15 protein-coding genes are annotated in these 23,643 nt (G+C 52.0%); 7 read left to right on the top strand and 8 right to left on the bottom strand.

Annotated elements, in window-relative coordinates:
- Nucleotides 1–62: 62 nt before the first annotated feature.
- The 5 genes from K5K95_RS20100 to K5K95_RS20080 are packed head-to-tail and all read right to left on the bottom strand — an operon-like array spanning nt 63 to nt 4,096.
- Nucleotides 63–605, bottom strand: coding sequence for a 3'-5' exonuclease (locus K5K95_RS20100; protein ID WP_222585742.1), 543 nt, complete (start codon nt 603–605; stop codon nt 63–65).
- Nucleotides 602–1,765, bottom strand: a complete 1,164-nt coding sequence (locus tag K5K95_RS20095; RefSeq protein ID WP_222585741.1) for a hypothetical protein — start codon at nt 1,763–1,765, stop codon at nt 602–604. Before K5K95_RS20095 ends, K5K95_RS20100 begins: the two co-directional genes overlap by 4 nt.
- Entirely contained in the window at nt 1,765–2,661 is an 897-nt protein-coding gene (locus tag K5K95_RS20090; protein WP_201019099.1) for an AAA family ATPase, read from the bottom strand. The genes K5K95_RS20095 and K5K95_RS20090 overlap by 1 nt, the downstream gene beginning before the upstream one ends.
- Complete coding sequence (locus K5K95_RS20085) at nt 2,658–3,149, bottom strand: hypothetical protein (RefSeq protein ID WP_222585740.1); 492 nt, start codon at nt 3,147–3,149, stop codon at nt 2,658–2,660. The genes K5K95_RS20090 and K5K95_RS20085 overlap by 4 nt, the downstream gene beginning before the upstream one ends.
- Nucleotides 3,146–4,096 carry a CBASS oligonucleotide cyclase gene (locus K5K95_RS20080; protein ID WP_222585739.1) on the bottom strand — a complete coding sequence of 317 codons (951 nt, stop codon included), beginning with the start codon at nt 4,094–4,096 and terminating at the stop codon, nt 3,146–3,148. The genes K5K95_RS20085 and K5K95_RS20080 overlap by 4 nt, the downstream gene beginning before the upstream one ends.
- 168 nt (nt 4,097–4,264) lie before the next feature.
- Here K5K95_RS20080 and K5K95_RS20075 point away from each other — a divergent pair, with 168 nt between their 5' ends.
- From K5K95_RS20075 to K5K95_RS20045, 7 genes are all read left to right on the top strand, one after another.
- Complete coding sequence (locus K5K95_RS20075; protein ID WP_261398017.1) at nt 4,265–5,167, top strand: helix-turn-helix transcriptional regulator; 903 nt, start codon at nt 4,265–4,267, stop codon at nt 5,165–5,167.
- A 93-nt stretch (nt 5,168–5,260) separates the two neighbouring features.
- Nucleotides 5,261–5,638 (top strand): hypothetical protein, encoded by a 378-nt coding sequence (locus K5K95_RS20070; protein ID WP_222585737.1) that lies wholly within the window; start codon nt 5,261–5,263, stop codon nt 5,636–5,638.
- Nucleotides 5,639–6,235: 597 nt separating this feature from the next.
- Nucleotides 6,236–7,864: a hypothetical protein gene (locus K5K95_RS20065; protein WP_222585736.1), complete on the top strand. Its 1,629-nt coding sequence runs from the start codon at nt 6,236–6,238 to the stop codon at nt 7,862–7,864.
- Between the two features lie 287 nt (nt 7,865–8,151).
- Nucleotides 8,152–9,015 (top strand): hypothetical protein, encoded by an 864-nt coding sequence (locus tag K5K95_RS20060; protein WP_222585735.1) that lies wholly within the window; start codon nt 8,152–8,154, stop codon nt 9,013–9,015.
- 1,873 nt (nt 9,016–10,888) lie between these two features.
- Nucleotides 10,889–13,312, top strand: coding sequence for a TerB N-terminal domain-containing protein (locus tag K5K95_RS20055; RefSeq protein ID WP_222585734.1), 2,424 nt, complete (start codon nt 10,889–10,891; stop codon nt 13,310–13,312).
- Complete coding sequence (locus K5K95_RS20050) at nt 13,309–14,604, top strand: ATP-binding protein (protein WP_043049582.1); 1,296 nt, start codon at nt 13,309–13,311, stop codon at nt 14,602–14,604. Before K5K95_RS20055 ends, K5K95_RS20050 begins: the two co-directional genes overlap by 4 nt.
- Nucleotides 14,579–16,822 (top strand): DEAD/DEAH box helicase, encoded by a 2,244-nt coding sequence (locus tag K5K95_RS20045; protein WP_222585733.1) that lies wholly within the window; start codon nt 14,579–14,581, stop codon nt 16,820–16,822. Before K5K95_RS20050 ends, K5K95_RS20045 begins: the two co-directional genes overlap by 26 nt.
- 173 nt (nt 16,823–16,995) lie before the next feature.
- Here the strand turns inward: K5K95_RS20045 and K5K95_RS20040 are convergent, their stop codons facing one another.
- The 3 genes from K5K95_RS20040 to K5K95_RS20030 form a co-directional block, all read right to left on the bottom strand.
- Nucleotides 16,996–18,252, bottom strand: coding sequence for a hypothetical protein (locus K5K95_RS20040; protein WP_222585732.1), 1,257 nt, complete (start codon nt 18,250–18,252; stop codon nt 16,996–16,998).
- 498 nt (nt 18,253–18,750) lie between these two features.
- On the bottom strand, nt 18,751–21,831 hold the full coding sequence (locus K5K95_RS20035; protein ID WP_222585731.1) for an ATP-binding protein: 3,081 nt from the start codon (nt 21,829–21,831) through the stop codon (nt 18,751–18,753).
- Nucleotides 21,828–23,642, bottom strand: a complete 1,815-nt coding sequence (locus K5K95_RS20030) for a trypsin-like serine peptidase (RefSeq protein WP_222585730.1) — start codon at nt 23,640–23,642, stop codon at nt 21,828–21,830. The genes K5K95_RS20035 and K5K95_RS20030 overlap by 4 nt, the downstream gene beginning before the upstream one ends.
- Between the last annotated feature and the right edge of the window lies 1 nt (nt 23,643).

Genomic DNA, 23,643 nt, shown 5'->3' with positions numbered 1-23,643 from the left:
GTTAACTATTGGGGCGTGTGGCTGCCCCGTGACTCTAAATAGTGGAACAGGCGTTACTCGTCTTACATCAGCTTACGGGTAAGACGAAAAAGCTCAGCTTGGTAAAGGGCATCGTGTAGTGCGTCATGATCGCCTTCTCGCTTGGGATTAAGTGCTTCTGCGATTCTACTGGAGCGAGTATCCGTCCATTTACATCCTGTCGCGCCCATATACATAGACTTAATATCCAGCGCAGCGAAACCAAAAGGGTTTTCGCCCAGATACCGATGGAAGTAATAGTTCACGAATGACCAATCAAACGGTGCGTTGAACCCCACAAAAACCGGTATTGAGTCTTCTCCTGTCATCTGCACCACCCATTCCTTGAAAGTTCGCATACCTTGCTCTGGATCAAGCCCCTCCTTCGCAAGGCGCTCAAGCGAAAGCCCTGTGACTTCCAACGCCTTCGGGTCGGCATTGAGCGTCGTCGGTTTCAACTCGCAGGCAAAGGTCTGGCTCGGATCGTCGACGCCGCAGGCTCCGATGGTCAACAGGCTGTATTCACCCGGGATCGGACCTGCGGTCTCAACGTCGATTGAAATGAAAACTTCGCGTTTGCTGCTCATGGGATAAGAGGCTCTGTGGGAACAAGGGGGGGACGCGTTTTAATGGCGTTCCAGTGGGTGCGGAACTCGCGTTTGCGATCCTCGCTACTGCCTGTGGTTTTCCAGTGATGTCCTGACAGTGAGTAGATATCAAACGGATGCTCGGTACCTAACTTGGCCAACACCATGGTTGGCAAACCTCGACCTAGCGCGTAACCCAGTTCCAGAAAACAGTTGGGGCGAAGCCCGGTTATGTCAGCGAGCACTACGCTGCTGCGATGAAGCTTGGTGAAAATCTCCTGATCGATGCGGGCGTAGTCATACGCCTGCTTGCCGTCGACGACTTCGAGTTTGTAACCGAGCTCGCCCTCCATGACGGGTTGCACCACGTTTTCAAAAAAGGCTTGTACATCCTCGTACTCGGGATGGGTGCTGTTGAGCAACCGGACGACAAAGGCCTTGGGCGGGATAAGCGCTTCCAGCAGTTCCAGAATGTCACGCGCACCGTCCTGGACCGATTTGCGCGCCGGCATTTCGATCCGATTCAGCCAGCTCTGCGAAGATGTGCTGCTGTCCGCATGAAAAAGGCGCCGGGCGTGGTTGCCTGAAGTGCCGAAATCGAACAGTCTCAGTGCCCCGGTATTCGGCGCCACCAGTTTGAGGTTTAGCGGAATGACCGGCTTTCCGGCATCGTGATAGAGATTGGCCAGGTACAAGACTCCCTCGCCGCCTCCCAGAGCGATCAGAATATCGCCGTGGCGAGCTTGGGTCTCCATCCGTTTGCTGTTCATGTTCCAGTGCGCCGCACTTTCGATCTGAACCAGAGAAGATCCTCTTAGCGCTTCCCAGAGTTCGATAAACTCGTCGGGGATCTGATCTTCGTTCTTGTGATGCTTAACCGCGACGATCAACGGGCTCGGGGCGTCGGAGGGCCTTAGGTGGATATTTTGGTGAATCGTTTCCCAGATGAGCCAATCAAAACAAATGGGTAAGCCGTCCGTTCGCTTCTTTTCCGCGTCGACCGGGATGACGAATGTCGCTCCCTTGCGCATCAACTCCTTGACCAGCGCCACCACCGTCTCGCGGGCACGAGTGACTTCAGTTACCGAAGCTATCGCGGGATCATCGACAATACTGCCCGCCAAATGAATGCGTCGACCAAACAATGATGATAGCGCCATTACTTGTCCTCCAAAATCGGGGACGGTCGCAACAAGCTTGCCGCTTCCTGAAGGAGCTCATACGTCAGCGGCTTATCGGGAAAAGCCTTAGCCAACGCTGCAGGGTACAGGCGAGTGCGAATGTCAGAAAATGTCCAGCCGGGCTGCTTGTCGCGGGGACCTGTCGCTGCCACAAGCCCTTCGATTTGTCGAGCATTGAGGCTAAGACCATCCAAATCCATCTTGAGCAGGGCCCGTCGCTCATCGTCATCAGGTCGCAGAAACTCTTCCACCACTGCTGCACGACGCTGTAAGGCCGCGTCCAGTACCGACAGGCGATTGGTGCACAGGAATACGACGATCCGACCGCCATGGTTACGTAGGTCATCGATACACTGAATCAGTGTATTGACCGCCACTTTGTCCTCGTGATGACTGTGCTCTTGAGAGCGAGAAGCGGCCAGTGAGTCCCCCTCATCGATCACCAGAATCGCCCTCCGGGTCTTACCCGCCGACGCAATGACCTCAGCAAACGCCTGGGTCACTAGGGTCCCCATTTCTCCAACCTTACCGCTGCCACGGACGCGATTGCTAAGCTTGAACAGCAACGAGTCTTCTGTACGTGACTCCCGGGCCAACCGATTGGCAATGCATTCAGCCGTCGCGGTTTTGCCAGTGCCGACGTCTCCGTGGAAAATGACTAGTGGGTATTGCTCAGCCACAAGGTTGCACAGGGCAAGCGCCGTGCGGTGATGTTTCTGGCTCCAAGTCGCCAGCTTATCGAGGTGCAATAACAAGCGCAGTTGTTCGTTGATTTTCTGATAACGCGCGTCGAATCCGAGCAGATTCTTTTCTCGAGCCTGCAGCGTGTCATCAGGCAGTGGTGTTTTACTGTCAAAAATATTGGGGTGGCTCATCGACTGAAGTCCTTTCTTTGCATGCCATAACCATTGCTAACGTAATCACGGCCGCTGTCAGAAGTCAGGGTTGAGTGACTGGTATCCGCGTTGGTGGGGGTCCATCCGATCATCAATCGGTCCCTCATCTTCTCTTTCGCTGCTGCATCGTAGGCCGCGGTATAGGAGAGCACGATGCGCAGGTATGGATTCGGTAGCCTTGGCCACATCGCACCTGGACGACTGGTGGTGAGCTCACCCGATTCAGTGTTCACCTTGAACTGAGTGGCCATGTACTCCACGTCGTTGCTGAACAGCGTCAAGTCGACCATCTTCAAATAGCCATTCTTGGCCAAAATCTCTACATCGTGTGCCCATTCCTTGGCCGTCTCTTCGGACACCGCACCGGTACTGCTGGCAATCATAATCAGATCAGCCTTGACCCGACGGACGACCACTTCCACGTCGGTGACGGAGTACGTCTCGGAGGAGGTATAAGTTTGGCTCATGCTGGCTCCTTGACTTTAAATCGTGGCCCAAATAACTCTTTCCAAAGGTCTAGGTCGTCCTCTGTTGATGCGAAATGGGCGGTTTCCCAGGCGTTAAGCGCCGCAGCCACAATTTCTTTGCGTTCGCCCTCGGAAATTCGGTTAGCGACGTTGTTGGTGTTGCACACCGGATCAAGGATCACTACAGGATCGCTAAAGATCGTGGTCACGGTACCGTTTTCCGGGAAGGTGATGACCTCCTTGAGTTCGGACTGAGCGATGTACTGCAGAAAGTCACGGAAGCGTTTTTCGATCGAACCTTCCTTGCCGTTGGTGGCAAGTACGTGAGCCATGATCAGTTCGATAACAAACGATTTTAAGGGCTTGAGTTCTATGCGATTGCGCCACTTTTTACCAAGCCGCACCAAGGTGCGAAAATCAGGGTCAATGTTCTTGCGATCACGCACGAACTTGATCTGGCAAGGTGCGCAAGTCTGTACCCGGGTTCCGTCATGGATATCGAACTGCCAGCCGTAATTGGCGTTTTTGGGATCTTCGATGACCGGGACGATGTCCACGCTCAACCCCGAACCGACAAAGGTCACGGTCGCCGCCTTACGCTGGATCTCGAAGTCTTCAACCGACTTGTTTGGGTACAAGGTGATCAATGCATCGAAGATGAGCTGATTCAGGCTCGACAGCGTTTCGTGATCGACATTACGACCAGAGATGTAAAACACAACGTCGACATCCACCGGATCTTCAGTGGTTTGACGCAGGATGGTGAACTTGGCGAATGACCCAGCCTTCACGACCTTCGTGATGGTGATTTTGTTCTGATCCTTAAGTTTTTTGCTCAACTCAGAGATCAGTCGATCAACTTGCTGGTGATACGCCGTGCGCTTCTCAGCGGGAAGGCGCAACACGTTACCGTCGTAATAACGTATTTCGGTGTTGTTCAAAGACATGGGGAATACCCGTCATAGAGAGTTAAAACCCTGACCATCCGCTGGTTTGGGTACCCGTGAATGGCGAGTGCCCGTGACGATTTGCGCTCCAGCAGCCGATCGCGTAGCTTTACTATACGAATATTTTTTATACGCGTCTAGTTTTTAGACTGAAGGGAAATGGCCACCATGACAAATGACGTTGAGACAACGCCCAACACTCCCCCCCGGGCTGGCGCGCGCTGGGGTCAGGAACGACGGCTCGAATTCATCGACTATCGATTGCACTGGGACGGCCACCTCAACCGAAGCGACCTGACCAGCTTTTTTGGCATTTCTGTCCCACAGTCTTCTCTGGATCTGGCCGAATACATCAAACGGGCACCCGGCAACCTGACGTACGACACGAGCACCAAAGTCTATCGAGCACCCTCTTCCTTTCAGGCGCTTTTTGCGTCCAGCTCACTTGAGCGTTACCTGGAGGATTTACTACGAGCGACCGTAAGCCCCGAAGGCTTACATGGCAGTTTTCTCGGATGGTATCCTCCCGTGGCCACTGTCCCTCGCCCTTGGCGGCGCCTGGATGTCACGGCGGTCATTGCCGTGGTCAAAGCCATCCGCCAGCACGAAGCTTTGACCATTCGATATCAGTCGTTTTCCTCAGCGACGCCCTCCGTACGAGTGGTGACCCCGCATGCACTAGTCAACAATGGTTTTCGTTGGCACATGCGTGCGTACTGTCATACCAATGATGATTTTCGAGACTTTTTGCTCTCGCGAGTGCTGGAAATCGAGAAAAGTAAAATCGACCAAGAACGCGCCAGCGCTGATCGTGCTTGGCACAATATGGTCCGCCTAGTACTCGCCCCACATCCTGAGCTGGAATCCGGGCATCGGAAGGTGATCGAACTCGACTTTGGCATGACCGAGGGCGAGTGCAGTTTTGAGTGCCGACAGGCGCTGTTGTTTTACGCCCTACAACAGCTAGGGCTGGACCAGCCCGATTCGGGCAAGTCCGCAAAGGCCCAGCAAATCATTTTGAACAACAGGGATGAACTCGCCGAATTCTTGCCCAAAACCAGCTACCGATAACGTGCTGAACATCAGGGACGATGTCACTGCTGGCAGATTTGCGCACAACTGTTTCTGAGCCTAGGCGCGGCGCATCAAGCAGAAGATGACCCAATGATCATCCCAATAGCAGCGCCACTCTACATGCTCTGGCTCATCGCGACCGGCAGCTATCGGCCGATTCTGTTGAAAAAGTCGGCCGTGTTTTCTAAAGCAGAAAAGTACGCGTCGGAGATTGAAATCCTGAATGTCCGCAGAGCCTTTCAGGCTGAGATTTCACGTAGAAGCGTGCTGAAGAGGCGCTTTCACCCATCCATCCTACGGCATTCTGAAAAAACCGACTTTTTCAACAGAATCGGCCATAAAGAGACATTCATTTTGCGTCGGGATGCCACTATTAAAACCCTTGAGCAAGCGCTACTAGCCCTACGCTATATGGATTTAACCAGTCTTGAAAAGCCGCTTTTGGCCGTTCACTCCCGGTCATGGTAACTAAGGGTACGGGTCAAATCCGGTGCAAATGACTGGTTAGATCTGGAGAAGTGAATCCAGCCAGCAGCGAGTTCAGCTAGTCTGCCCGCTCCGGTCACTCAAGGACGAATCCATGCCAGATAATATTGAAGCCAACGTACACACAGTGGACGCTCTCACGCTGCTCCTGCACAACCAGCACGCCCTAGTTGCGGCCATTGAAGAAGTCACCCGGGAAGCGCTCTCTACTTGATCATGAAGCTCTTCATCAGAATCAGTAGAGAGTTGCCTATTGCTGCCAGCGACCACAGGCAGAGATCGGCCCGTAATGCTCTCCTCGGCATCACTCCCGTAGCAGGGTGGCTCTCTTCAGGTCGGTTGCGGTGATGCTGTATCGCCCAGACGCATAAAGGCTTCAGTAGCAGTGTTCACTTGGGTAACAAGCGGCCATCATGGGGATAGCGAGAGAAGACGGGCGGATCATGGCGAATAGCCATTGCTGTCGACCCGGCATGAGGATATGTTTGTTTGCAATTTTCATAGGCGCGGCCTCCGAGTTTAGTATGCGAAGCACGTTGTCCAACGTAGATGCCAAGCTCGTCTCATAGAGATAATCAAATGAAAATACCTAAGCATATTGGCGGGATCGAGTTTTATAGGGCGCCTCGAAATTACGAAGACTATGTATACGATGTAGTTAAGAGCGGAGTATTCGAGGAGTTTGCGCCCAAGATATATACTGACAAAAAAGAAGTGACAAGCATCGTGAATTTAAAATTCGGCATTTATAACGAAATACTGGATGAATATTTACCTCGCATTGATCCGCATGAGTTTGTACCTTTTCTTGTTCAGCAATACGAAAGGTACGGTAAAATTTCAGATCTGCACAAACTCGGAAAACTTACGTCCGAGGAAGATGAATTTTGGGCCGCTTATGCAATGAACGCGCGGAGGGGCATGAAACATCTGTTGGAGCGATTATGCATCTCTGGTATGTCGAAGGAAGGGGTGCGCGAAAGTATTCAGGAGCAGTGGGATGCCATTGCTATGGTGTTTATCGCAGCCGAGGAGTTAGTTTCGCTCTATATGCGCAGTGATCACTACACTCATATGCTTGACGAAGTCACACTAACGCTTAGTCAAGAAAAAGACCCTTACTTTGATGTAAAAGAGGATTCGCTGACTAGGTTCGACCCTAGAGAAGGCTATCGAGATTCTCAAAATTGCATTCCGAGTCCAGATATATTGTTCGATATTCAAACTCACGATAAAATTATTGGTGACGGCTTTAAAGAAAAACTAGGTGTTACCTATCAGGATGCTATTGCCATATTAAGATCGACTATTGAAAATTGTAGTTATTGCGATGAGCCTGACGCTGTCGGACTTATTCATCGGCCCACGTGGGTTAATGAAATCAGTAGGGATTGTTCAATTTCTTCTGAACAAGCTGGTCTAATTTTAGATGGGTTTACACTCACCGCGAAAGATATGAGGAGTGAAGGGAGGCGGCTTATTCGGCCCAAACAGGAGTATCGAGCCTATAAGCGGGGGTTCTTCATGGATCCAAATAGTAGGAACGAATTGCTGTTTTTCTCCAGGCGTATGGCAGACGAATGCCTCAGCCTGTTGATATCCGGGGTGGCGTTTAAAAAACTCCCGCCCGAGTGGCGATCCGCGAAGCTTAATCTAGATCTTTCCGCGCTTTCACTAAAGGCCGGAAAGTGGTTCGAACAGGTTGTGAAAGATAACCTTAATAGTGTTGGTGTCGTTGGAGTGGCTTCACTTAAAATGATACGCTTAAAAAGCGGACAGCGGATAGAAGTCCCAAAAAATGTGGGCGAGATTGATTTCATAGGTTACTGCTTGCGTCAAAAAATGCTGATCGTCATTGAAGCAAAACAGGTCGGCATGGCTACCGAGTCTCGAATGTATCTTGATGACTACTCAAAATTTGTCGCTGATAAAAATAATTACAGTGAGAAATTTTCAAAAAAATGCTCTTGGGTCAGGGATAACTTGCCGCTTGTCGAAAAATATGTTCGAGAGAACTTTTCTCCAGAGGCTGAAATTCGCTCTATTGGCTATGCCATGATTACCCGCTACCCGATTTACGTTGCAAAAAAAATTAGCGATTTTACATGTATTTCGCTTCCGGAGTTCATGAGTTCATATAACGCGAGTGATAGGGTATGGGGATTTAGTAAAATTGATTTGGTCTGTGCGGAATCTGCGCGCCCATAAAAATTACGGAATGAAATGCTCCGAATCTCGCGAACTAGCCGTGGTATTGCCGCCTGTGTCGTCAGCCACTAAGCTTGACAACACTTCCACATAACCTGAAGCGATAACTGCTGGATAGATGTTTCGCAAGGACGTTTATAGCCTATTCATCAGCGGATAAGTAGCAGGCGCAAAGTACATTATTATTTTTTATAGCAGTATCGGTGGAAAAAATCCGCAAGCCCTACACTTAGCCTATGCGCCAGGGCTAAAATGCCCCATCATAAATATGACGGAATCGCTTACACATGTCATCAGGCATCTCTTTTTCAAAAATCGTAATCATCCAATCCCTGAATGCTGATGAAGTTAAAACGGGCAGCATTTTGTACGATTATGTTTCGTCGTTAGTAGAAGAACATCGGCACGATATTCCAGTCGAAATCATTGATTGCCAAAGCTCAGACGAATTCACTAAAGTAATTGATGATCTTATTGTCGATGCTCGCGATGATGTTTATCCAATTGTGCACATAGAATGCCATGGCCATCCACAGGACGGTTTAGATTTCAGCGACGGCAGCGATCTAAGCTGGGAGCAGGTGTCTGTAAAGACGGAACAATTGAACTTCGCTACCGACTTTAACCTATTACTGATATTTTCAGCCTGTTTTGGAGACTATTTCTCACATACCATGGGTATCACTAAACCAGCTCCATGCTGGTGCGCCATTGGTCCAAGCCTCACAGTAATGCCGGATGAGATACTTTATGGGTTGAGAGCTTTCTATAGTGAGTTTCTCACTAATTTGGATATTGGAGAAGCCGTTAAGAGATTAGAAGGTAGTGTACTTTTAAATGGTGAATGGATTTGTCGATTGACAGAAGAGATATTTATAGAGGTTTGCCATTTCTATCTAGCCAGCAGCTGCACGCTAGAGGCTGGCGCGCAGAGGATTGATGAGTATTTAAAAGGGAATCAATCCTTAATAGTCAGAGAAATTTTCGAAAAAAAGTTTAGGGAGAAGAATAGCCAAAAACTTTACGAATATTTCGATAGGTATTTTCTAGTTGGCGACAATAAAGCAAACAAGTCGCGATTTGGCTATTCGCTTGCACGTGTGGAGCGCCTAATAAATGAGTTTAAGGATTCTGGGAATTACTATTTATAAGGCGATGCGCCGGTTTGTTTTTTGATGGTAGTAAGATTTACTCCCTATGGTTGAAATTTTTTACTAGAGAATGTACCCACCTATAATGTAGGTTAAAAGTCCTTACCTAAGCGATCATTTCCCAAGCGCTTGAGTGTCCGTTTTGGGTCGATTCTGTTGAAAAAGTCGGCTTCGGTTTCCACGGCAGAAAAGTACGCGCCTGAGATTGAAATCTGTGTTTTGCGCAGAAGGTTCAGGACTCGGATTTCACGTAGCAGCGTGCAAAAGAGGTGTTTTCACCCATCAATATTCGAGCGTTTTGGGCAAACCGACTTTTTCAACAGAATCGGTCGTTTTCAGTTGGTCGCGGCAGGCTGAAAACGGCCGATTCTGTTGAAAAAGTCGGCCTTGGTTTGCGCATCAGAAAAGTACGCGTCCGAGATTGAAATCTTTACTTTTGGCAGAGGCTTCCGGACTCGGATTTCACGTAGCAGCGTGCAAAAAAGGCGTTTTCACCAGTCAATGATCAGGCAGTTTGGGCAGACCGACTTTTTCAACAGAATCGGCCAGGAGCTGCCATTCAATCTCGGGTTGCTAGCGGCTTGACAGCGAAATTTCGCAGTGGACGAGTACATACCTGACCCCATTCCCCCTAACACCACTATTATCCTCTCAACTACTCTAACTTTCCGTGAACATCAGGTAGGGTCTGCTGATCCCTTTGTCAGGAGGCCTCGGTCTGGTTTTCTCAAGATCGTGAACGATTTCACATGAATTCAAGGTATCACCGACGACATGGTGGCCATCGCACGTTGCCGAGCAATACGCAGCTATCGTCGCGGGGCGAACTGTCGTTGCTTATAGCGCCTCCTTTGATCGGCGCCTGCCCACCATCGCCACGGACTAACCGCTCCGGAGCTGACCACCGCCTGCGCAATGCTGCTGTATATGGATTGGTGAATGGGTAAAAGGGCTGGCAATGGCGCTGGATCAAGCTTATCGAGACCGCTATCGAATGCGGGGTGCTGGAGGTCGGCTCCCACTGCGCCCTGAGCAATACTCGAATGACCCTGGACGTGCTGTGCTACCTGCAACGTCGCACAAATGGATGTAAATCAACAACCTGGCCTGCCGGTAGATCATCATTAGATACTGCCAAAGCTAATTCATTTTTTCACATAGCTAAAATCAAGCATCTCATGTCTATTGAAAGTATCAGCCAGTACCAATAAGATGATTTTGTAACAACCAAATCAATACTAACATCAAGGAGAGATCTTATGGCGCTTAAACCAGGCCCAAAGCCAATTGCTAAGTCAACCGGCGAAGTTGATAAGCGTCGTCGTGACAATAAAGACACGCAGGGAAACAATCCCGACTTGAAACCTAGCAAGTCCTCAAAGAAATAGGTTGTCACTGGCAGAAGCTACTTTAATGGTAGCTTTTGTCATTGAGGCTTGTAGGGAATGAAGGCACAGTCGGTGATTTCGATTTATCTGACGATCATTACCCGCTCTATGAGCACTATAACAACATATCGGATACCATCATTGCGGCATAGCTTGAGAGTTTAATTCTCTTGGTTTTTTTAGATATCCTCCAAGCTTGCCGTGTATAGTTTTTTAACTCTACGGGTGACTGAACTTCCCTTGTTTCGCGAAGAAACTGAGTGACCGCTTTTGGCTGATAGATGCCCACAATGAATCGCAGTTATCAGCATTGGAGGGGGATGATCTGAGCGCTTCCTGCTGAAAAGCTACTTCTGATGATTATAGCTATTCGTGCGCAAGCAAAATTTTCCGATCAATAGCGTTCCTCACCCCATGGTTCTCGTAGGGCAATTATCGGATACTGCCATTGCGCCAGCACCCATCTTTCAAGGTTGAAACGACTCATGGCAAGGAAGAAGGCAAAAAACTCCACAAGTAATGGCATCCTGATCATTTTCGCTCTGGCCTTCGGCGCAGTCGCATCGATCCCGAAAAATGCTTGGATCGCCATTGGTGTTATTGCTTGCATTGCCGCGGTTTTTTGGCTGCTGGTTCGTCGCTCAAGGCGACAGGCCGAGCAATTGTCAGTGGCCGTTTCGGAGACGGAACATCTGCGAGAGCATCAACGGTCAGGCCTCACTTTCTCTATCCGTGAGGTTTCAGGGAGCCATATGGGCACAGAGGAAACCTCTGATTTTTACACTGTCCAACTCGGCTCAGCATCTTCAAAGTCCTTCAAAATTCCAAATGCGAGCACGCAAAAACCTGATGTTCGCTGGGTGCCAGCAGGTGAATCTGTCACCGTTTCCGGTTTTTCAATTCCCGGTGGCATGTTCTATATGGGCAGTGTGCTAGGTGGACGGCACGATGCCGAAGAACCCTCACTGATAAACCCCAAGCTCCGTATCGCAAAGACACACGTCGATCTAGAAGAACGGCTGATGTCCTATTGGCCCAGTTTTCACTCCATCACGTCAGAGGCTCGCCGTGGATACCTTCAATGGCTGGAGGGTGGTCGTCGTTACCCACTGGCAGACACCGGCTACGTCTTTTTGTATTTCTATGGTCTAGAGCGTCGAGCACTCGTTGACGCAGTGAGTGACCCGGGCGTCAAGGCTGAGCTTCCTTTGATCGTCGAAGAAGTCCAGCGCCTATTGAGTATCTACGGGGAAAATAGGTCGTTCAGGGGATATGCGGAAGGTTTTCTGGATTACCTGAGCAACACCAAGATCGATCCAGACCTTTACCTTGGCCCACCTCCCAACGTTGTCGCTTATAGCTACGAGATGCCACTGCCACTGCGCGTAGGTCTGGGGCAATTCGCCTCCAACAAGCGCCCCCTTGATGCCGATTGGGCACTAGCCTGGGCGCTAGCTGACCCCAACATCAGCAAACGCACGCCCGTGACCCGCTGTAAGGATGTCTTTTCGAGACTGTTCAAGCTTAAGTACACAAGCGCCCATCCTAAGGGTCTTAGCCTGGCGCAGAACAAGACCAAGCTTAAAACCAGCTATCGGCCGGCCTCCGCGGTCTTAATGGCGCCCACGCTTAGCTTGGGTGAACTTCCTGATGTCCTGGCCACGTCAGGCACACGAAAAAGCCTGCAGTTGCTGGTTGAGCTATGCACTACCGAGCTTGAACCCTACAGCCGATATTTGGGCCGCAACCCTGATAGCGCAGAAGCTCTCGAAGGTCTTTTGCAGCTTCCCGTCGCTCTCTGGCCGACGGCAGCCCGTGCAGAATTGGACGAGCTTCAATTCAGAATTGGCGACGACCTGATTGTCATGAGCTTTGGCGAACTCGCAGGCCGGTTCAAGAGCGCCGGCGCCCTGTCCCGCGACAAAGTACTTGCACTTGCCCGCGCACTGGAATCGCTTCACATCGGTATTGAACCCGACGTACTGGCTGGCAGTAAGACACCGAAGGCAGAGGATCAAATCGCGCTGTTCGTGACTCAACCAGAAGACGGGTCACTGCGAGCTTCTGCAGCTTACAATGCAGCTTCGGTGACGCTCGACCTTGCTAGTGCTGTGGCTTCTGCCGATGGTGATACCTCCACTGAGGAAGTTACGCTGCTTGCTCAACACATCGACTCCTGGAATCACCTGAGTGTGGCCCATCGCAAACGCCTTAAAGCACACCTGCGAATCCAGATCCAGCAACCACCAACGCTGGCCAGCCTGAAGAAAAAACTCGACCCACTAACGGTCGAAGCCAAACGCACGATTGCCAGCTTCCTGGCCCATCTGGCGCAAGCTGATGGCATCGTCAGCCCATTGGAAGTGAAACTTCTTGAGCGCGTTTACAAGGCCCTGCAGCTAGACAGTCAGTTGCTGTACAGCGATCTCCACGGTGCTGCATCTGGAGCAAGTATTGCCTCCGTAAAACCAAAAGCCGGCATTCCTCGTCCCGAGCCTGGTACCCCGATCACCGCCACTGCAAATCAAGGGTTCGTGCTTGATCACGAGCGCATTGCAGAACTGCAACGAGAAACCGCAGAGGTCTCCGCCCTCCTTGCCAAAGTCTTCACTGATGACCAGGTTGACGAACCGGAACAGTTGGTCGATGTGGCAGAATCAGTACAAGAATCGAGTGCAGACATTGATGGTCTCGATTTAGAACACTCTGCATTCCTTCGGTTGCTGATCTCACGCCCTGAGTGGAGCCGCTCCGAACTTGAAGCTGCCGCCAGCGACATGGAGCTGATGCTCGATGGTGCCCTGGAACAAATTAACGACATGGCTTTTGAACGTTTCGACATGCCCGTCACTGAGGGTGATGACCCTGTCGAGATCAATACAGACATTCTGGAAGAGTTAGCCCTATGAGCACTATCAGAGCCAAGGATCGCGATGCGGTCATCCAGTCGCTACGCGCAGGCGTCGTTCCTCGCGTGGGCCAACACCTGATTCAGGTTGGCCGGGTAGGCGAACTAGATGCACTGATCAAGGACGTCAATCGCCTGGTTGAAAGTGGATCGGCATTTCGAGTCGTCATTGGCGAGTACGGTGCGGGCAAGACGTTCTTTCTGAACCTGGTACGAGCCATTGCCATGGAGCGCAAGCTTGTCACCATGCATGCCGACTTGAACCCAGATCGCAGATTACATGCCACGGGTGGACAAGCACGTTCGCTTTACTCCGAGTTGGCTAAAAACATGTCGACGCGTACGAAGCCCGACGGTGGGGCTATGCAAGGCATTGTTGAGAAATTCATCTCTCAGGCCAAAACCGAAGCCAAGGCGGCGGGTACGGACAGCGAGACTGTTATTCGTGCTCACTTGGCCGAGCTGACCGAGATGGTCAACGGGTATGATTTTGCGGAGGTGATTGCCGCCTATTGCCGAGGTTTCGAAGAAGGCAACGAGCAGCTCAAGGCCGACGCCATTCGTTGGTTGCGTGGAGAGTTCACCACTAAGACTGATGCCCGAGCAGCCTTGGGCGTACGAACCATCATTGATGATGCCTCCGTCTACGATCAGCTCAAGCTCCTGTCGAGATTCGTCAGACTTGCAGGTTTTGGCGGTCTGATGATCTGCCTCGACGAACTGGTCAACCTCTACAAACTGGCCAATACCCAAGCTCGTAATGCCAATTACGAACAGATCCTCCGTATCCTCAACGACTCTCTGCAGGGATCGTCCGAAGGGCTTGGTTTCGTTTTAGGTGGCACGCCTGAGTTTTTGATGGACACTCGTCGGGGGCTATTCAGCTACCCTGCCCTGCAATCTCGATTGGCCGAGAACTCGTTTGCGAAATCAGGATTGGTGGATCTGTCGGGGCCGGTCATTCGCCTGACCAGCCTGACCCCGGAAGACTTCTACGTACTGCTTCAGAAACTTCGTCACGTTTACGCTGGCGGAGATGCTGAAAAGTACTTACTGCCTGACGAGGCGCTCCCACTGTTTATGGCGCATTGTAATCAGCGCTTGGGGGAAGCCTACTTCCGTACGCCGCGCACCACGATCACAGCGTTCATCAACCTGCTAGCCATCTTGGAGCAAAACCCAGGCGCCGATTGGCGGACGCTGCTTGGAGCTGTCGAGGTCGCCAGGGACTCAGGCGGCGAAGACGATACCAAAGTCGATGCGGACGATGAACTTGCCACCTTCACACTCTGAGTCATCGGGTTTCGATCAACTTGAGTCCCGAATCCAGCGATGGATTTGGGCGGAAGGCTGGACTTCTTTGCGCGACGCCCAGGAATGGGCGGTACCTGTGCTGGTGGATGCCGATCAGGATGTCATCATCGCCGCAGCAACAGCGGCAGGCAAAACCGAGGCTGCTTTTCTTCCCATCCTCACCAATCTGCTGAATCATGATGACCCACCCGGTTCGGTGCTGTATATCAGCCCGCTCAAGGCCCTGATCAACGACCAGTGGGACAGGTTAAGCCGTCTTTGTGAACAGCTTGAGATTCCCGTAGTGGCTTGGCACGGGGACATCTCCTCAAGCAAAAAACATCGTTTTTTGAAGTCCCCTGAGGGGGTGCTTCTGATCACTCCTGAATCCCTTGAAGCCCTGTTCGTCAACCGCGGTTCTAGTCTTGGCGGGGTGTTCCAGCACCTACGCTATATCGTCGTGGATGAGCTGCATGCGTTCATCGGTAGCGAACGAGGCAAGCAACTTCAGTCACTGATGCATCGGGTAGAACTTGTTGCCGGGCACCGTCTCCCTAGAGTCGGGCTCTCTGCCACCCTCGGCGACATGAAGATGGCGTCGGAGTTTTTGCGTCCGGGAAATGCCGATGGCGTTACCGTCATTGAATCAAAAAGCTCCAACCAGACTCTCCAGGTGCAAGTTCGTGGTTACATTCAGCCACCCATGAGCGAGCTCAAGAAGAAGCCCATAAAGCTTTCTGAGCAAGAGGAAAATGAAGACGAGACAGAGAACGAGGCAAGCCCAGACTTCGCGATCGCTGATCATCTTTACAAGGTGTTACGCGGCAGTAATAACCTAATTTTTCCAAACAGTCGGTCGCAGGTTGAATGGTACGCAGATCAACTGCGTCGGCGCTGCGAGAGAGACGGCGTACCTAACGAATTCTGGCCTCATCACGGTAGCCTTTCGAAGGACTTACGTGAGCAAGCTGAACATGCTCTCAAGGCAGGGACTCACGCGGCATCCGCGATTTGCACTACGACACTTGAGCTCGGCATAGACATCGGCAGCATCAAAACAGTTGTGCAGATTGGTGCCCCACCATCTGTGGCGAGTCTGCGACAACGTTTAGGGCGATCGGGAAGGCGCCCAGGAGAAAAAGCAACGTTGCGCGTTTATTGCAAGGAATCGCCACTAAAAGCTGGATCGAGCCTCTCGGATCAACTGCGCCAAGGCTTGGTTCAAACCATTGCCATGGTTCGACTGCTGGCCAAGGGGTGGTTTGAACCTCCCAGGGCTCAAGGCATTCACGCGTCCGCCTTCGTTCAACAATGTCTTTCAGTGATTGCCCAGTGCGGCGGTGCATCTGCTGCAGATCTCTGGAAAAGTTTGATTGCTGAGGGAGCATTTCCAAAAGTTGAAAAACCAGACTTTGTGAAGCTGCTCAAGGCGCTCGGAGAACATGAGCTCATTGTTCAGGACAGCTCAGGGTTGCTTCTTCCTGGGACGGTTGGAGAGCGATTGATCAACCACTATGAGTTCTACAGCGCATTCACCAGCGACGAAGAATTTCGCCTTGTATGCGATGGTAGGGCACTGGGATCTGTGCCGGTAAGCCGTCCACTGACCAAGGATCAGCGCATTATTTTCGGAGGCCGGAGGTGGCAGGTTCGTGATGTTGATCTCCAGGCCAAAGTCATCATCGTTTCAGCAGCACGCGGTGGCGCCCCTCCTCAGTTCGATGGTCTGGGTGCGATGGTGCATGACAACGTACGCCAAGAAATGCGAGCCGTCTTGGCAGACACACTCCCCTGCCCCTTTATTGATCAAGGGGCTCAAGAGCTTCTCGACGAGGCTCGAAAGACATTTGTTTCGCTGGGACTTGGTAAGCGCTACATAGTTGAGTCGGGCGGTAAGTGTTATCTGATGAGCTGGCTAGGTGATCATGCCAACGATGCACTGCGCTTGTTACTCAATCATGTCGGCCTTTCTTGTGATAACGCAGGCCTTGCCATTGAGGTTGACGCCGACATCGGTCGAACCCAAATGGCACTGAAGGAAGTCGGAAGCCTGGATGCTGCTGATCTAGATTCGATACTTTCGGAGGTGGAAAACATGCTGCGCGAAAAGTGGGATTGGGCACTGCCGCAATCCTTGCTGATGAAGTCGTTTGCTTCCATATCGCTCGATATCTCGACCGCAATTCTTTTTGCACAGAGTCATTCTCTGGAAAAATAAGTGGAAGAAACCGCACTGCATTGATCCGATGCAACGACACAAAAACACTGCGATGCTTCGCCGCTGGGCTGGTGATGAGTGATCACCACCGGCCCCGCTGTACTTAATCCTGGGCCTGTTTACACGTGTCGGGAATCACACGATAGTTAAGCCAGCGTCAGTCAAACCATCACTTACCGTTTTGCCAGCTGCAGTAAGCGACGCCGATCTTCCGCTAGAATTCTCTGCACATTATCCAGACTTCTTTGATCCGCTCGTTTATTGAAGGCTTCCTCCTGCAAGCTTTCAGAAAAAGCCGCCATCCGCTTGTGCCCGATCAACCCCGCCAGCCAGCCGGTCAACTCATTGTTAAAGAATGGATATGCACGATGTGAACCGAGATGAACCGCTACTGCGCGCAGCTCCGTCAGACAAATGACATCCGCGAGATCCTCATCAAAGGTGATCAATCGATCCAGGCAGAAATCTACACCCTTCAAGTCTTGAGGATTTGACAGCGACTCTATGATTCTGAGTATGTACAAATCCCAGGCGCAGTTGTTGATGATCCGCAGAGGTTCTTCCTTGTCCAGGACCGAGTTCAGTTTCTTCGAAAGCGTCGTTTTTTGGGTGTGAAAGAGAATATCGGCGCAAACAATCAGTTCGCGTAGCATGAAGATTTGCAACTCATCATGCATGAAGTTGAGCAACGCCTCCATCTTCGATTCCGGTGATGCCTTGGAGCTGCTTTCTAAAATCTTGGCCCGCAAAATCATGCACTCAGCAGCCGCAGCTTGCTGAGCTAAGGCGACGCCCAAACCGCCCTCCAAGCTACGCGAAAAGCCTTCAATCCAATCCTCGGCGAACGCCTCGGCTTGTTCTTGGTAAAAGCTGCGATACCGCTCCCCCCAACCACCACTCAGTGGGGCATTATCAAGCGACAGTGCGTGCACTGCGGCAATCGTTTCTTTGCAGAACTGGCGGGTTTCAGGTGACCACTTTTTCTGCGCCTCACACAGGTAGATGTAAGAATTCAATCTTGCGAGATCATCTACGGAAAACGTCCGATGCAGATCAGCACGCACTGCATCGAGTTCAGGAGAAATACGCTCCGCATATGACAGCTTTCGAATGTAGCTGGCCGCATTCGAATCCAGAAAAAGCGAGCCGCCCAATGTGTAGTTCACTTGCGTCTTGGACAAGGCAGAGGCTTTGTCCAGAATCCAGACGGACTTGCCGCGCAACATGGTCGAAACAAACCCTTTCTTGGAGAACTGCTCCCGTACCAAGCTAAACGGCCCACCCGATTCAGCTGCCGCATACATGATCCGCCAGTCACCGAGCAGCTCGATTTCCTCCTGAAAGCGTTCCAACGCATCCTTTGGGTTATTTGCAGAACAAACGTGATGCAATGCCCGTTGGACTTCATACTCAGCGTATTCCTTCACCATCAACCCACTCCTCCCTAGAAATTCCATTCGGACCATCACCATAAAGGCATATTGAAATCACTCCCCCTCCATGGAGAATCGCCTGCACTACTTTTCCACCATGGATAGCCGTCTCGTGTAACGCCTTCGCGGGTAAAAGTATCCAAACAATACCGTTGGGTGACTGCCTAAAAATTGCTGCTACAACTCGACCGTTGACGGCATCCTCAGACTGCCTTCAGCTGTTGACAACAGGCAGCAATCGGCCCAAATCGGTCTCTTAGTCGGAGCTAACAGTCCTGCCGGAGGCAGGTCTGTTAAACCGTAGAGGATAAAATGTGCGAGCAGCCGCATCTGAATGCCGAAACTGTGTGAACAAAAGAGCTAGAGCGCTACCAGCTCGGCGATTTTTCCGCAACCACCGCCATTGAATCTGAAAGCGCCAAATCGACACTCAAAGAATGATCATCGCACTGACAATAATTTATACAGAACTCACTTCACGTTTGCGCCTGCTCGCTAATACTCAAACCACCTTCCGCGACGGTTGGTTTCAAAGGACTCAATGCCCATCAACGCTTGGTCGTAAACCTCATAGAGCCTGCGAGCCTCGACGACAGCTATGTTGTTTTGGGTCGAATGGGCAATATGACTCAGAAGCGCATACAGCAAGCCACAGCGATCAGCGAAGTGAATCAGCGTTGCCGTCCAGCGATCTGAATCACGTCTAAGTGATTTCTCGAAGGAATCCCTCTTCAATTCGAGCGGCCATACCGAGACATAGCTTTCCGCCTCACTGACAAACGTTAGCAGTGCAAAATCAGCACCGCGTATAGCGCCGCGTATGTGTGGATACAGCTCCGGATAAAGCGGTCGAAAGGCCTTTCTGAACCCAGACCTACCCATGGAACGGCGGTGCAACTCCACATACCCAACCGATGATGCCTTGCGTTGGAAATTCGCTAGCTTCGGCTCTTCACCGCCCCGAATATCGGTCAACAGACGGTTCAGGTTTGGGTCATGGACCTTGAACTCCGACAATTCACCTTCCACACAACGTATGAAATCCGGAGTCAGGTCGCACAGAAGGCCGGTTGCTATAGGCGCAGGATAATCCACGGGACTTTCCGAAACCCGTCGTAAGGAAAGGAGCAACGCCTTGAGTTCGTCGTTACTGTGGGTGCGCTGTCGCGGTCGTTGCGTGCCTTTGTAACCGTGCAGGTGGATCTCCTTGTTACCGCACAGGGCCACCAACATACTCACCGCTGTTGCCACGTCGAGCCCGTTACTTTGGTCAGCTCGAATCGGGCGCTGCCACTCGATGAATTGAATAGCGGCCATGCGGTCACGGATCACGGTAAACAGTTCGTCACGATCTCCGGTGTACAAAGCCGCCAAAGCCACCCGCCAGATCGGGCTTTCGCAAAAGTCTACTGCATAGGCTCTCGACGCCCGGCCCACAGAAATCATCTGAAAAAAATCGTCGATCACATCATGGCGTTTCTTATTGATGACTCTTAGATTCGCCGCACTAAAGTTCGACGCGATGAAACTTGGTAAATCACTGGTCAGAGGTTCGGGCCGCTGCTCCGCTCCAACCGTTAACTCGCCGTAGTCGGTAGCGGGGATCGTCGTTCCCCCGCTCTTGAGGGTTTGGGAGATCTGCTCGCTCTGATAATCGACGCGAGCCTCCGAGGAAAGGCTGTTCAACTCCTCCTTATTGAGCTCGTACTTCACCTGCCTTTTCAACCACGCCCGCTGCTGCAGCGGCACGCTTTCCAACTCATCCCCCAGCGACGTCACCAACCGTGAGGGATTACTGAGCAGCTCAAAAAGATCCAGCTCCGACTCGGAAATGAACAAACGATGGTAATCCGCCTCAAGGTCTTGCTCGGCTTTGGTCAGGTAAGGATCAGCACCGGCCTTGTAATATACCAGGGCACGAAAGTGGATGACCTGCGCTACGGCGAGGTCGGCCGGTTCCATCAACCCCAGCATCACCTGACGCAAATCTCGTCGATGCCGAACCACATCGCTGCGTTCCGTTTCCTCCACCAACCACACCTGACGAGCCAACGTCCTGAACAGTTGATCCGCCCGTTCGCTATCCAATACCGCAAGCTCGCATGGCTCTGCCAGAACCTCTTCGATCAACTTGGCGTTGACCCGGCGCAAGATCAGGCCCATGTGCGCAAGTTTGCGTAAATCCGGATCGTCGGTACGCAGGCGGTTGAGGATGCGCTGATAGGTGAATCCGCGCACCAGCGTGTGAGTCACCCCTTTGAACTGCCCCCTATCGAGTAACTCGGTAGCTTCCTGCACAGCGTTCTCTTCGCTAAGGAAACGGGCCAGCAGCCGAATAAACAAGGGGCTGCTGCCCCATTGTTCAATCATCCTGCGGCACAGGTCTTCCTTCACATCAATCCCTGCAGCGAGCAATAGCTGATGAAGCATTGCGTAGGCCGAATCCGGACTTAAATCGTCGAGTGGGATGTGTTGGAATTTCCATTCCTGATGTTTGAGGTCATTGGGAAGTACTCGACCGCTGAGAATTGGCCGTAGACCGAACAGTGCACCCTCTTCCTGCGCGCTTCTTAGCCAATTGCGCAGACGCCGGTGTTCGTTAGCACCGCGCAACAACACCTCTTCGAAGGTATCCAGTACCAGCGCTATTGGCTCACGTATCGGCAGGTGCCCGACCAGTTCCTGGTGCCAGATCGACCACACACTGCTCGTGGAGTAGGCACTGCTTTCATAGCTCTCGAGACTATAGTGCTGGCCGACCACCTCGCGAGCCTGTTCACGAAACCTGGCCAAAGGCTCCGTCAGTGACGGCAGAAACAGTCCAAGCTGGCGACTGAATTCCAGCGTCATCAGGTCGGTATCGGCCTGGGCAAAGGCCGCCCGGTCAAAGTCGAACCAGACGACCGGGACTTTTTCATCCAGCAAACGACGGGCATACGCTGCCAGCAGCGCGGACTTTCCTGCACCACCGAGCCCGGTCAAATACAACGGCTCGGCCTCGCCCACGCCATCGGAGTTTTGGCCGTCGAGCAGGTAATTATGCAGCCGGTTGAGTTCATCCTCACGACCGAACAAGGCTGTAGGTAACGCTATGTTGAGCGAAGCTTTAAATTCACGCAGGGCAAATACCCTATTTACGTGGGTACTTGAAACACGCCCTTCAGGAAGGTGCTCCAAAAACTGTTGAGCGGTATACAGATAGCTCAAGTCATAGGTTGAAACCGCTTCGATATTGAAGGCTTTGCCACTGGCGAGTTTGATCAGGTAGGCCCCTAGCGTGTCCCCGGGCGCGGCCTTCGAGCGACGGGCGAGGTTGCGCAGTCGCTTGAGGTCGGATAGCTCGCGTAACGTCGCACGTCGGCTATCGGGCGTCAGTTGCCAACGAATACCTTGCTCCGAGGGCACCTCGTCGCAGATGCGGGCCAGAGCGCGCAAGATGTCCCGGGCGATCTCAGGCGTTTGCTGCAAGTCCACGATGGCTCTGGGATCGAAAGATCCGACCAATGCAAGGTTGGCCCGAACCTCAACCAAACGCTGGACAATGGGATCCTTTGCGCTATCGATAGAGGGGTTCATACAGACTCCAACGCAGGATAAACAAAATGCTGGATGTAATAGGACAGTCCCTTGAGGGTCGTCATAGACAGCAGGCTCGCACTCCTCTCGATAAGTCCCGCCAGGCGCCTAACCTCACCCTCAGTCAGCTCAAGGCGTTTGTCGATCGAGTACAGCTGAAGGTATTCGATGATGTCCTGCTGGCTGACCGGCTGAATTACTTCAATGCACAACTTGTCGGGCCGAGCTCCCTGCACGAAGCTTTTGGCGCCCAACAACAACACCCGCAACTTTGGAATATCAGCGACTTCTTGATAAAGCTGTTCCAGAAAATGCTGTAGAGGACCTTGGGCCAACGGATTCGCGTCCAGCTCATCAATCACCAACCAGAGCTGGCGGGTTTCCGTGACGGCGTTCACTTGCTTGGCAAACGCTGGAAACAAAATACCTTTGATCCAGGCATCGACAGCCGTATCGCTTTCCTCGGCCAAGGGCAAAGGTTCGTATACCGAGTCCCTTGGTCCGGAGCGACGGATAATCTCTTCGGCGAACGCCCTTGGCCCGCGCACCAACTCTGCCGCTTTGAACGCAACAATCGAATGCTCCGCATTGTTCTTCAGCACCGTGCGCAGTATTTCCAGGCTGAAGCTCTTACCGCTTTCCTTCTGCCCGACCACGGCAATTATTTGCCTTGTCCCCACCATGCAATCCTGTACAGCCTGTTGAAAACCTTTGCGACCGAGGATCGGCTCATTGCGATGTTCAGTACGCCAAACGGGATCTAATCCCAATACCCCCTCCAGCACGCCTGCGCTTCGGGCCGCAATACAAGCGGTCGGAATTGCACCATTTATCAATTCGCCGTTACTTTCGATACCGCATTGATGCAGCGCGACCGGCTTGAAATTCACGTCCAGCAGCAACCCGCCAGAAGAGCCCGGCATGGCATTGACGGTATGGCGTAAACGCGTCTGATGTTCAGCGGGCCACAGCGCAGTACCGTAGCCATAGGCGACACGCATCTGTTTGCCGCCCGGGTGTTGATACAACGTCATCTGCGATCCGGGTACTCTTATCTGGGGCTTGTGCAACCGGTCAAGCTGGTAGAACCCGCGGAAACGCCCCACCGTGCTACTCAAGCGAATGCCGGCGTAATCCAGGCACTGGTCGAACCCATCGGAAGATTGCGCAAGGAAATCAATCGACACCTGGTGCGGACTCTCTGTCTGGTGATAGGCACTGGAAGAGACCAGCCATTGCGGGGCAACCGAGACGTGCAATTGTTCATAAACAGCACCGACATGATCGAACTCGATCTTGATTTTTTCATCACTGCCCTCTAATGGAACGCCATCATCTCCTAGCAGCTGCTCGATGACATGCCACGCCGTCAGGATCGCCTGGGGCCCCACCAGAAATCCTGTACCGTAGCTGACCTCCCCCCGGCTGTTTTCGACCACCACTCGACACACCCGTCGCACCGCCTCCAATCCTGCACGGGTCATTGCGCGGGCGTCGAGAAAACCCAGCTCGGGCTCAATGACCTTGTGCAGTTTGATTTTCAGTCTCTCGGCATCCGGCTCATTCCTCGCTTTCAGACCGTCCACAGTCGTCAATTGCAAGCACAGTTCACCCAACCACTCTCCCTCTTTGGCTTCGACAAAAGCGGCGTAAAACGGGTTGCCGTCTTGACCAGACAAAGCCTTCAACACCATGAAGGAATCAGCATCATGAAGACTGGCGAGAATGTCGTAGATCGCACAAAAACCATCGTCGGACAGCACGACACTTTCAGCCAACAACACCAATTGCGGATCAATCAGTTCCGGCATT

This window comes from Pseudomonas sp. DR48 (assembly GCF_019823085.1).
In the GTDB taxonomy this organism is placed as follows: Bacteria; Pseudomonadota; Gammaproteobacteria; order Pseudomonadales; family Pseudomonadaceae; genus Aquipseudomonas.
The sequence above is the reverse complement of the archived record's forward strand: the minus strand, read 5'-3'. Positions and strand labels throughout refer to the sequence as shown.

Excerpts from the sequence above, each read along its gene's own strand:
- K5K95_RS20100 (WP_222585742.1), bottom strand. The coding sequence starts at position 605 with ATGAGCAGCAAACGCGAAGTTTTCATTTCAATCGACGTTGAGACCGCA.
- K5K95_RS20095 (WP_222585741.1), bottom strand. The coding sequence starts at position 1,765 with ATGGCGCTATCATCATTGTTTGGTCGACGCATTCATTTGGCGGGCAGT.
- K5K95_RS20090 (WP_201019099.1), bottom strand. The coding sequence starts at position 2,661 with ATGAGCCACCCCAATATTTTTGACAGTAAAACACCACTGCCTGATGAC.
- K5K95_RS20085 (WP_222585740.1), bottom strand. The coding sequence starts at position 3,149 with ATGAGCCAAACTTATACCTCCTCCGAGACGTACTCCGTCACCGACGTG.
- K5K95_RS20080 (WP_222585739.1), bottom strand. The coding sequence starts at position 4,096 with ATGTCTTTGAACAACACCGAAATACGTTATTACGACGGTAACGTGTTG.
- K5K95_RS20075 (WP_261398017.1), top strand. The coding sequence starts at position 4,265 with ATGACAAATGACGTTGAGACAACGCCCAACACTCCCCCCCGGGCTGGC.
- K5K95_RS20070 (WP_222585737.1), top strand. The coding sequence starts at position 5,261 with ATGATCATCCCAATAGCAGCGCCACTCTACATGCTCTGGCTCATCGCG.
- K5K95_RS20065 (WP_222585736.1), top strand. The coding sequence starts at position 6,236 with ATGAAAATACCTAAGCATATTGGCGGGATCGAGTTTTATAGGGCGCCT.
- K5K95_RS20060 (WP_222585735.1), top strand. The coding sequence starts at position 8,152 with ATGTCATCAGGCATCTCTTTTTCAAAAATCGTAATCATCCAATCCCTG.
- K5K95_RS20055 (WP_222585734.1), top strand. The coding sequence starts at position 10,889 with ATGGCAAGGAAGAAGGCAAAAAACTCCACAAGTAATGGCATCCTGATC.
- K5K95_RS20050 (WP_043049582.1), top strand. The coding sequence starts at position 13,309 with ATGAGCACTATCAGAGCCAAGGATCGCGATGCGGTCATCCAGTCGCTA.
- K5K95_RS20045 (WP_222585733.1), top strand. The coding sequence starts at position 14,579 with ATGAACTTGCCACCTTCACACTCTGAGTCATCGGGTTTCGATCAACTT.
- K5K95_RS20040 (WP_222585732.1), bottom strand. The coding sequence starts at position 18,252 with ATGGTGAAGGAATACGCTGAGTATGAAGTCCAACGGGCATTGCATCAC.
- K5K95_RS20035 (WP_222585731.1), bottom strand. The coding sequence starts at position 21,831 with ATGAACCCCTCTATCGATAGCGCAAAGGATCCCATTGTCCAGCGTTTG.
- K5K95_RS20030 (WP_222585730.1), bottom strand. The coding sequence starts at position 23,642 with ATGCCGGAACTGATTGATCCGCAATTGGTGTTGTTGGCTGAAAGTGTC.